Annotated in this window: 6 protein-coding genes; 3 read left to right on the top strand and 3 right to left on the bottom strand. The window is 66.0% G+C overall.

Annotated elements, in window-relative coordinates:
* The first annotated feature begins 340 nt into the window (after positions 1-340).
* The gene (locus KDB67_RS10695) at positions 341-5,824 is read left to right on the top strand and encodes a carboxyl transferase domain-containing protein (RefSeq protein ID WP_291015611.1); all 5,484 of its coding nucleotides are present in this window, start codon (positions 341-343) and stop codon (positions 5,822-5,824) included.
* 146 nt (positions 5,825-5,970) lie between these two features.
* On the opposite strand, the gene hisG is transcribed toward KDB67_RS10695, so the two are convergent.
* Genes hisG through KDB67_RS10710 form a run of 3 tightly spaced genes read right to left on the bottom strand, consistent with a single transcriptional unit; the run spans position 5,971 to position 7,863 of the window.
* Positions 5,971-6,816 carry an ATP phosphoribosyltransferase gene (gene hisG, locus KDB67_RS10700; RefSeq protein ID WP_291015613.1) on the bottom strand — a complete coding sequence of 282 codons (846 nt, stop codon included), beginning with the start codon at positions 6,814-6,816 and terminating at the stop codon, positions 5,971-5,973.
* A 55-nt stretch (positions 6,817-6,871) separates the two neighbouring features.
* On the bottom strand, positions 6,872-7,135 hold the full coding sequence (locus KDB67_RS10705) for a phosphoribosyl-ATP diphosphatase (protein ID WP_291015615.1): 264 nt from the start codon (positions 7,133-7,135) through the stop codon (positions 6,872-6,874).
* A 35-nt stretch (positions 7,136-7,170) separates the two neighbouring features.
* A complete protein-coding gene (locus KDB67_RS10710; protein ID WP_291015617.1) occupies positions 7,171-7,863 on the bottom strand; it encodes an HAD family phosphatase in 693 nt (230 codons plus the stop codon).
* Positions 7,864-8,057: 194 nt separating this feature from the next.
* Here KDB67_RS10710 and KDB67_RS10715 point away from each other — a divergent pair, with 194 nt between their 5' ends.
* Both KDB67_RS10715 and KDB67_RS10720 read left to right on the top strand, forming a co-directional pair.
* A complete protein-coding gene (locus KDB67_RS10715; protein WP_291015619.1) occupies positions 8,058-8,468 on the top strand; it encodes a hypothetical protein in 411 nt (136 codons plus the stop codon).
* A gap of 107 nt (positions 8,469-8,575) precedes the next feature.
* Positions 8,576-9,823, top strand: a complete 1,248-nt coding sequence (locus KDB67_RS10720; protein WP_291015621.1) for a threonine/serine exporter family protein — start codon at positions 8,576-8,578, stop codon at positions 9,821-9,823.
* Positions 9,824-9,944 lie beyond the last annotated feature (121 nt).

Here is a 9,944-nt window from a genome sequence, read left to right on the forward strand (position 1 = left end):
GCGATCTGCTGGAACTTCCAGATGCCGAGCAGCAATGCCCAGAGGAAGATCAGCCCGGCGAGGATCAGGGCGACTTGCGCGGATACGGTCAGCGTCACCGATTCACCGTAGTCCCCCGGACCATCGGCAACCCCGGGCGACCGTGGAGATGCCGTCCGATGTCGCGTTCCGTCGGTCGCCGGGCGATAGGCGAACGTCAGATACGCCACTCTCGGCCGGTCCTACTTGGTAGTAGCGCGGATCACCCACACAATGGGGTACTCGGAGGATCACAACCGGCGCGCCGTTCGGTGCCCGGGCGGTCCCCGCCTGACGACTTGGTGAATGGAGCGAGTAGACGATGTTCAGCAGAATCGCCATCGTGAACCGTGGCGAGGCAGCCATGCGACTGATACACGCCGTGCGCGACCTCGCGGCCGAGACCGGCGAGACGATCGAAACGATCGCGCTCTACACCGACGTCGACCGCAACGCCACGTTCGTGCGCGAAGCCGACATCACCTACGACCTCGGCCCGGCATCGGCTCGGCCGTACATCGATCTCAAGGCCCTGGAGAAGGCCCTCGTCGCCACTCGCGCCGAAGCCGCTTGGGTCGGTTGGGGTTTCGTCGCCGAAGACCCGGCCTTCGCCGAACTGTGCGCACAGATCGGGGTCACCTTCATCGGTCCGAGCCCGGATGCGATGCGCAAACTCGGCGACAAGATCGGCGGCAAGCAGATCGCCGAATCTGTGGGCGTACCGGTCGCTCCGTGGAGCGGTGGCGCCGTCGACACCCTCGAAGACGCCATCGCCGCGGCAGCCACCATCGGCTACCCGATGATGCTGAAGGCCACCGCGGGTGGTGGTGGGCGCGGTATCCGCGTCATCACCGAGGAAAGCGATCTGGTCGAGGCATACGAGCGCACTCGTCAGGAAGCCGCCCGTTCGTTCGGCAGCAGCGTCGTGTTCCTCGAACGGATGGTGTCCGGCGGACGCCACGTCGAAGTGCAGGTGATCGCCGACGGCCAGGGCACCGCCTGGGCACTCGGTGTGCGCGACTGTTCCATTCAGCGGCGCAACCAGAAGGTGATCGAGGAATCCGCGTCGGTCGTGTTGCGGCCCGAGCAGGTCACCCAGCTCAAGGAATCGGCCGAACGGCTCGCCGTCGCCGTCGGTTACTCCGGTGCCGCCACCGTCGAATTCCTGTATCACCCCGGTGACGAACTGTTCGCTTTCCTGGAGGTCAATACCCGTCTGCAAGTGGAACATTCGGTCACCGAACTCACTACCGGCATCGACCTGGTGCGTGCTCAGATCCAGGTGGCCGCAGGCAATAGACTCGAAGGCACCCCGCCTGCCGAACGTGGTCACGCGGTCGAAGCACGCCTGAACGCCGAAGATCCCGATCGTGATTTTGCGCCCGCACCCGGCCGGATCGCGATGCTCGACCTGCCTGCGGGTCCGGGTGTCCGTGTAGACACCGGCGTCAGCGAGGGCGACACCATCCCTGCCGACTTCGACTCGATGATCGCCAAGATCATCGCCTACGGCTCCGACCGCGAGCAGGCGCTGGGTCGGCTGCGCCGCGCGATGACAGAGACCCGCGTCATCATCGAAGGTGGTGCCACCAATAAGGGATTCGTGCTCGACCTGCTCGATCAGCCCGAAGTCATCGATGGCTCCGCCGACACCGGCTGGATCGACCGGGTCCGTGGCGAAGGTCGGCTGGTCTCACATCGGCACATCGGAGTCGCGCTCGCGCTGGCCGCCATCGACATCTACGAAGAGGACGAGCACGCCGAACAGCATCGTCTGCTCACCACCGCAGCCGGTGGCCGTCCGCAGGTGCAGCATCACAGTGGCCGTCCGCTCGACCTCAAGCTGCGCGGCGCCACCTATCGGGTGCGGGCCGCCCGGGTGGGTGCCAACAGGTTCCGCATCGGAATCGACGCGGGCACCGAGACGCAGACCGCCGATATCGATCTGCACCGGTTCGACAGGCATTCGGGGCAGATCGTCGTCAACGGTATGCGCCACCGCGTCACCACAGGCACCCATGGTCCCGTTCATCTGATAGAGGTCGACGGCGTCACCCATCGGGTCAGCCGCGATGAGGGCGGTGTACTCCGCTCCCCGGCCCCTGCCCTGGTGGTGGCCACCCCGCTGGAGGTGGGTGCCGAAGTCGAGGCAGGCGACCCCGTTCTGGTGCTTGAAAGCATGAAGATGGAGACGGTGCTGCGGGCACCGTTCCGTGCCCGGCTCACCGACTGTGTGGTCACGGTCGGATCGCAGGTCGAATCCGGAGCCCCGCTACTGCGTCTGGAAGAGCTCGCCGACGGAGACGACGAGGACGCCGACGCGGCGGCGGGTGCGGCCTCCGCGCAGGCCGACCTGGACTTGCCGGAGGTGCTCGATGGGCGCGGCGCCGACGAACAGCTGATCCGTCACCAGGAGCATCTGCGCAGCCTGCTGCTCGGCTACGACATGGGCCCGCACGGCGGCAAGATCATCGATGAGTACGTCGCCGCCCGTACCGCCGCCGCCGCGGACGGGCACCGGCAGATCGCCGCCGAACTTGAGCTCATCGAGGTGTTCACCGATCTGGCCGACCTGACCAACAACGGTCCGTCGGACCGCTATCGGCAGTCCACCGAGGACGATGACGGCCTGGGCCATGTGCACAGCGCCCGCGAATACTTCCACACGTATCTGCGCAGTCTCGACGTCGAACGCGCAGGTCTGCCCGAATCCTTCCGTACGACGCTGACCAGCGCATTGCGGCACTATGGGGTGACCGAACTCGACCGCACTCCCGAGTTGGAGTCGAGCGTGTACCGGATCTTCCTGGCCCAGCAGCGGTCGGAGACCGGCGTGATCATCTCCCTGCTGCGGGAATGGTTGCGCGAACCCGTGCCGGACAGCGCCATCGCCGGTCAGGTCACCGTCGCCCTCGAACGTCTCGTCGGGGTCACCCAGGTGCGTTTCCCCCGCATCGCCGACGTCGCCCGTAGCGTCGCATACGCCTGGTTCGCGCTGCCGGTACTGCGCCGCGATCGAGCCCGCGTGTACACCGATGTCCGCAAATCATTGCGCTATCTCGACCAGCATCCCGATGCCGCGGATCGCGCCGAACGGATCGCGCAGATGGTGCCCAGCACACAGCCGCTGGTGCGGTTGCTGGCCCAGCGCCTGGCCCGCGGCAACTACGACAACTCCGTGATGCTGGAGGTACTGACCCGCCGCTACTACGGCAACAAGGGTCTCAACGATCTGCGAGTCCGGGACATCGCCGGATGCCACTTCGTCGTCGCCGACCGGCACAACGTGACCGTCGCCTCGGTCGCCGTCAACTACGGCGCGCTCGACGCCGCAACCCGTGGCCTGATCGAACTGGCCTCAGCGAGTTCGGTGCCCGTCGTCGCCGACATCTACCTGAGCTGGGAACGTCAACCCGCGTCCTTCGACGAGATGGTGGCGGCGCTGCACGAGATCGTGTCCGCGCGCCCGATTCCCGAACAGCTGCAACGCATCACGGCGACGGTCGCCGGGGTCGGCAGCACTGTCATGCACCACCATTTCACCTTCCGGCCGTCGCTGTCGGGGCTCACCGAGGACCGGCTGATCCGGGGCCTGCACCCACATATCGCACAGCGCATGCAGATGGAGCGGTTGCACAAGTTCGATCTGACACGCCTGCGGTCCACCGACGACGAGGAGATCTACCTGTTCCGCGCGGTCGCCAAGGAGAACCCGTCGGACGATCGACTGATCGCGTTCGCACAGGTCCGCGACCTCACCCCGTTCCGCGACGAGCCCAACAACCTTCTCGTCTACCCGACGGCGGAGCGCACCATCGCCACCTGTCTGGATTCGATCCGCCGGGCCCACGCGCGGCGTCCTGCGGCCACCCGGTACAGCACCAACCGTCTGGCCCTGTACGTGTGGCCGCCGATCACCACGACCAGCGACGAACTGCAGGCCATCGCCGACCGGGTGCTGCCCACGACCGTGGGCGCCGGTCTGGAGGAGATCCTGATCATCGGCCGCCGCCCCGACGAGGAGTCGGGTGAACTGGTCAAGACTGCCATCCATCTGAGCTTCGACGCGGCCGGTAACGCCGTCGTCGACTACGACACCCCGATCGGTGAACCGGTCGAACCCATCGACGCCTACCGGCAGAAGGTGCTGCGTGCCGCGGCCCGCGGCAACGTGTACCCCTACGAGCTGGTCGATCTGCTGGGCGATTTCACCGAACACGACCTGTCCGACGACGGCACCCTGGTTCCGGTGGACCGGTCCCGGGGCCTGAACAAGGCCGCGATCGTCGCCGGCCTGGTGACCACCGCCACCGAGAAGTATCCGCAGGGCATCACGCGTGTGGTGCTGCTCGGTGACCCGACGAAGGCTCTCGGCGCGTTGTCCGAGCAAGAATGCCGCCGGGTGATCGCGGCGCTGGAACTGGCCGAGCAGCGGGACATCCCGCTGGAATGGTACGCATTGTCCGCAGGCGCCCGGGTGTCGATGGAGTCCGGTACCGAGAACATGGACTGGGTGGCGGCGGCCCTGAAGAAGATCGTCGAATTCACCCAGGACGGCCGCGAGATCAACATTGTCGTCGCCGGCATCAACGTCGGCGCGCAGCCGTACTGGAACGCCGAGGCGACGATGCTGATGCACACCAAGGGCATCCTGGTGATGACTCCGGAGTCGGCGATGGTGCTCACCGGCAAGCAGGCGCTCGACTTCTCCGGTGGTGTGTCGGCCGAGGACAACTTCGGTATCGGCGGCTACGACCGGGTGATGGGACCCAACGGCCAGGCGCAGTACTGGGCGCCGAATCTTACTGCGGCACGCGACATCCTGATGTCGCACTACGACCACACCTATGTGGTGCCCGGGGAGAGCGCACCGCGCTCAGCGGTCACCGCCGACCCGGTCGACCGTGACGTCAGTGGGTTCCCGCACGTGCTGGCCGGCAGCGACTTCGCCACTGTCGGTGACATCTTCTCCGCTACCGCCAACCCGGATCGCAAGAAGCCGTTCGACATCCGCACGGTAATGCGTGCGGTCGCCGACCAGGATCATCCGGTGCTCGAACGCTGGGCGAACATGGCCGACGCGGAAACGTCCGTGGTCACCGACGCACACCTGGCAGGAAATCCGGTGTGCCTCATCGGTATCGAGTCAAAGGCCGTGCCGCGCACCGGTTTCCCGCCGTCGGACGGCCCGGATACCTACACCGCGGGCACCCTGTTCCCCAATTCGTCGAAGAAGACGGCCCGGGCGATCAACGCGGCCAGCGGCAACCGTCCGCTGGTCGTACTGGCCAACCTGTCGGGCTTCGACGGTTCACCGGAATCGATGCGTAAGCTACAGCTGGAGTACGGCGCCGAAATCGGCAGGGCCATCGTCAATTTCGACGGACCGATCGCCTTCTGCGTGATCTCTCGCTACCACGGCGGCGCGTTCGTGGTGTTCTCCAAGACACTCAACCCGCGAATGACGGTGCTCGCGGTCGACGGATCGTTCGCGTCGGTGCTCGGCGGTGCGCCCGCCGCGGCAGCGGTGTTCGGCGGTGAGGTGTCGCACCGGACGGCTGCCGATCCCCGGGTGCAAGAGCTGCGCACCCGCACCGAGCGCGCCGAGGGAGCCGAACGCACCCTGCTGGAAACGGATCTGGAGGACGTGCGCACCTCGGTGCGGGCGGAGAAGCTCGGTGAGGTGGCCGCCGAGTTCGACAAGATCCACAGCATCCGCCGCGCCGTCGAGGTCGGTTCGGTCGACGCGGTGATCCCCGCCGCCGAACTGCGCCCCCGCATCATCGCCGCTCTCGGCGACGCCTGAGGTGATGACTGCCGGTTGAGGTGCGCGCTTGCGAGCCTCGAAACCCCGGTGAGACGACATTGTCATCTTGCGTGGTTTCGAGGCTCGGTCGCCGGCCGACCTCACACCACAACCTGCGATGGGGAGGCGTGGCCGGTTGGGCACGGTTAGAAGCGGCAGGAGCGGATGTCGGTGGCCAGGATCGCCTTCGCGCCGAGCTCGGCCAGTTCGTCCATCAGGTTCTGGTGTTGTTTGCGCGGCACCATCGCGCGCACGGCCACCCAGTCCGGGTCGGCCATCGGCGCGACCGTCGGCGATTCGATGCCCGGGGTGATCGCCGATGCCTGTTCCAGTAGCGATTTGGGGCAGTCGTAGTCCATCATCACGTACTGCTGGCCGAACACCACACCCTGAACCCGGGCGATGAACTGGCGTGCCGCCTTGCCCAGGTCGGCATCGGCTCGCGAGATGAGCACCGCCTCCGAATCGCAGAGGGTGTCACCGAAGGCGACCAGTCCATGCTGACGCAGGGTGCGCCCGGAGCCGACGACATCGGCGATGGCATCGGCCACCCCGAGCTGGATGGAGATCTCGACGGCGCCGTCGAGGCGGATGATCTCGGCGTCGATACCGCGGTCGGCGAGGTCACGGCGCACCAGATTCGGGTACGAGGTGGCGATGCGTTTTCCGGCGAGGTCGCCGACGGTCCACTGCGCTCCGGCGGGGGCGGCGTAGCGGAACGTCGATGAACCGAAGCCCATCGAGATCTGTTCGTCTACGAAGGCACCGGAGTCACCGGCCAGGTCGCGGCCCGTGATACCCAGATCGAGGGTGCCCTGACCGACGTAGATGGCGATGTCTTTGGGCCGCAGGAAGAAGAATTCGACGTCGTTAGTGTTGTCGAGGACGGTGAGGTCTTTGCTGTCGGAACGTTTCCGGTAGCCGGCTTCGGCGAGGACGGCCGAGGCGGATTCGCTGAGGGCGCCCTTGTTGGGCACTGCCACACGCAACATGGTGGGTAGATCCTTTGACGAGGTGGGACTGTGAAAGGTGTTGGGGCCTATCGGTTCACAGATGTCGGTAGATGTCGTCGAGGGTCAGTCCGCGTTTGATCATCATCACCTGCAGCCAGTACAGGAGCTGGGAGATCTCCTCGCCGAGCGAGTCGTCGGATTCGTGTTCGGCGGCCAGCCACACCTCGCCGGCCTCTTCGATGATCTTCTTGCCCAGGGTGTGGATTCCGGAGTCGAGGGCGGCGACGGTGCCGCTCCCCTCGGGGCGGCTGACGGCCTTGTCACTGAGTTCGGCGAACAGCTCCTCGAATGTCTTCACGGTGCGCTATTCTCGCACGCCGCCGGTGACCGGTCCTAATGGATATGTTGGTGCTCGCCCGTCCACGCGCCGACCAGATCGCCGAACGTGAGTCCGGCCAGGGTTGCCCGGAAGCTGCGCAGCGATCCCTTCGGGACCGGCACCGCCGACGGCACGACCAGCGTCGGGCAGCCCGCGGACGTGGCGGCGATCGTTCCGGTCGGCGAGTCCTCGACGGCCAGGCATTCGCCTGGACGTCGTCCGGCCAACTCGGCCGCACGTAGGTACACGTAGGGCTGCGGTTTACCCGCCACCACCTCGTCGGCGCAGATGGTGGCGGCGAACCGGTGCCGCCCGAGCGTGTCGAGGGCGACGTCGGTGAGTTCCCGGATCGTGTTGGTGACCAGCACCGACGGGACACCAACGTCGAGGAGCATGTCGAGCGCGTCTGCTGCCCCGGGCCGCCACGGCAGTCCCTGTGCGAAGAGTTCGGCGACATGGTCGATCACCCAGCGGCTGTCCCCGGCCATGTCCCGATCCCGCGTGGGTACTTCGGCGGCATCGTGCACCTTGGTGATCGCGTCGGGCAGCGAGTTGCCCAGCGTCGATTCCCGCAACGCGGGCGTGAGCAAGATCCTGTGACGCAGCGTGAACTGTTCGACGGCGATGTCCCAGATCGGTTCCGAGTCGAGCAGGGTGCCGTCCATGTCCCACAGGACGGCCGCCGGGGCCAGTGGTGCGGTGCTCATGGCGCCCATGATTCCCGATGCCACCCTCGGGAGGCCAAATCGATCAGGCCCTGGTATGAGTGAACGTCGGAACGGTCGTATCGCAGTCTGCCCGCGGGAAGTTCACCCGCATGGGTGACATTCGTAGTGCCGATGACCACTCATACTGAGATTCCCAGTATCGGATCACATAGATTTCCGAAAGGCGTCACCAAATGCTCAAGAAGATTGTACCGACCATCGCCCTGGTCACTGGTATTGCGCTCGCAACGATACCCACGACCCCAGCAAACGCGGCACCTGCGAGAAATGGTGTGGCTGCGATCAAGATGAAGATCAACGCCTACTACGGACAAAACTACGGGCCGAATGTCTATAGCACTGGTTTTTCCCCGGGAGTGGCGTGGTCAGCTCGTGATCGATCAGGTGCAGAAGTACAAGGTATGAACTGCCAGATCCAGATCTATTTCCCGGGTACCACCAAACCGACGTACAAGTCGGCGTTGTGTCAGGGTGGTGTCGGAGTCACGGACAACGGCCTCTACTCGAACCCCGGGCATTATCGCATCATCGTGGTCGACAAGATCTCCGGTAAGCGCGCCTGGCGGTGGTTCACCATCGAGTGATCTTCAACCGCTGAACGCCGTCACGAACAGCGGCTGACTGCCAACCCGGCCGTGTCGCGGCTCAGTACGCCAAAAGTCGCACCGAGCAAGGCTTAGGCTTGCCTCCTATGGAGACAACGCCCACCCAGATCCGTGACCGGCTGGGACTGCTCGCCGACCTCGCCTGCGGCTTTCTGGAGTCCGGGCAATCCGGGTGGCGCACCAAGCAGATCTTGAGCGCCGATGCGCACGCGCTGGGTCTGGAAGGGTTCAACTGCACCACCGTCGGGCGGGTCGTGATCGTTGAGGCGCATCTTCCGGACGGTTCCAATGTCACCGTCACCACCTGCGCCGACGCTCTCGACCTCATCGACTGCACCCGGTCGTTGCGGCTGCACCGCCTGGCTCAGCGCATCGAGGACAACGCCGATGTCGCTGTTTCCAAGCTCGACGAGCTACGCGATCAGATCGGTGAACTGCGGGCGACCGTGACCCCGTGGTGGGCGGTGACGATCGGCATGACGTTGCTGGCGTTCGTGATCGCCATGCAGTTGGGCGTGGGCTGGCAGGCGTGGGTGACGGCGAGTGCGGTGCAGGTCGTCACCGCACTCGCCGGGCAGGTCCTGGGGCGTTTGCACACTCCGCACCTGTTCACCATTGCGGTGCAGAGCTGCGTGGCCGGGGTGGCGGCGACGCTGGCGGTCAAACTCGGCCTCGTCGACCCGGTGGGTGCGGCCGCCGCGATCGCCGTGAACTGGCTGCTGCTGGTTCCGCTGCCGCAGATCATCGGTGCGATGAACGACGTGATCGACTCCGATTACCTCACCGCGGTGACCCGTGCCGGCAGCGTCGCGGTCACCGGCCTGGGCATCACCGTCGGCGCCGCGCTGACCTTCGAACTCGGTGAACTCCTGAACATGGAACATCCGCTGCTCGACGAACTGCCGGGCCTGCCGTGGTACCTCGCCCTGGTGTTCTCGGCGATCGGCGCGATCGGGAACGCCCTGGCCAACGGCGGCTGGCTCAAGCTGCTGGTGCCCGCGGCCGTCATCGGAGTGATCACCGGCGGGGTGAACCAGGCACTGCTGGTGGCCGCCGGTTTCGACACCCTCTGGGCCAACGCCGTCGCCGCGATCGTCCTCGGTGTGGTGTCGATGATCATGGCCGCCCGGACCGGTTACCCACAACACGTGTTCGCGCTGATGGGGATCACCGGCGCCCTGTTGCCCGGCATCGCCGTCGTGTCGGGGATCCTGCTGGAGATGGGCGGACAGTCCGGCGGCGCACAGTTCGCCGGTGCTGCCACCATCTGCATCGCGCTCGGCACCGGTGTGGCGTTCGGTGCGTTCTTCACTCAGCGGATGCTGCCGGACTGAACCGGCGACGGACCGTGTGGGCGACGGCGTAGATCAGGGTCAGCGCCGACAGGCCCATCGCGGTGGTGCACATCGCCAGAGTGCTGTCTCCTCGTCCCGACGTGTAGCCGTCGTTGCCGCC

This window comes from Gordonia sp. (in: high G+C Gram-positive bacteria), from assembly GCF_020438995.1.
Lineage (GTDB): Bacteria > Actinomycetota > Actinomycetes > Mycobacteriales > Mycobacteriaceae > Gordonia.